The organism is Tropicimonas sp. IMCC6043 (genome assembly GCF_004146235.1).
Lineage (GTDB): Bacteria > Pseudomonadota > Alphaproteobacteria > Rhodobacterales > Rhodobacteraceae > Tropicimonas.
Genome location: NZ_SELO01000129.1, coordinates 1 through 922 on the forward strand (window position 1 = coordinate 1; position 922 = coordinate 922).

The following is a 922-nucleotide window of genomic DNA, read 5'->3' on the forward strand; positions in this document are numbered from 1 at the left end:
GACCTTGCGCTCAACTGGACGCGGTCACCTTGTATCACTTAACGGTTGATTTCTTGTTCTTGTTCCACTGAGGAAGGCACAGGGAAGCTCAAGTTTCCTGCAAGGATCTTACTCCGTGCGTCTCCGCCAAAGCCCGCGTCCAGCGCGAGCTTCACATCCGGGTTGCGAACAATTACCCGAGACAGGGCCGCGCGAGAAATCGCGAAGAGCCTCGACTGCTGCGAAACCTTGACGGTCGCCGTTGCAGGGGCCTGGCTCAGGACTCCGAGTTCCCCGACAAATCTTCCAGCAGGAAGCGTTGCAATGGCTCTTCCGCGATGGCTAACGACGGCACCGCCATCGGCTATCCATACCAGTGACTCCACGGGCCGGTCTTCCCCGGTCAGGATTGCCCCAGCGGGGACGTCGGACCATTTCCCCGCCGACAGAAAACGTCGCGCGCCCAAGCGGGACAGGCCTGGCAATCCAAGATCCAGGAACGCCCTCTCCTCATCCGTAAAGACCAGCCCTCGTGTAAGATACCAAAGACGCACGATGCCAAAGAGGCTTATGAGAATCCAAGCCGTTTCGATCGTTGCTGAGAACGGATTGAAATAGGCTCCAAGGGATACGAGGACCAGTGCGGCGGCCGAGGCGTTTAGTGCGGGATAGAGGTATCCTTCACCTCGTATTATGCCGATCTGCAATGCCGCATATGAGGAAAGGTAAAGAGCCGCCCCTACTCCGCCCGCAAGGTCTTGGACAGTCGTTGAAAACTCAATCATTTGTTGCTGATCCTATGGCCCGCGCCGGCTCGTTCGAGGGTGCGTTTCCGTCTCGTGCATGAACTTCGTTACAATTAGGGCGTGGCTCAGACCTTACAACGGGATTTCGAGAAGGACTCACTGGCATGGTTTGATCAAGGAACAGCACCCGACCAGCG

1 protein-coding gene is annotated in these 922 nt (G+C 57.2%); it reads right to left on the minus strand.

Annotated features, from left to right (window positions below):
• Positions 1–38: 38 nt before the first annotated feature.
• A complete protein-coding gene (locus EU800_RS26070) occupies positions 39–764 on the minus strand; it encodes a cyclic nucleotide-binding domain-containing protein (protein WP_129636356.1) in 726 nt (241 codons plus the stop codon).
• Between the last annotated feature and the right edge of the window lie 158 nt (positions 765–922).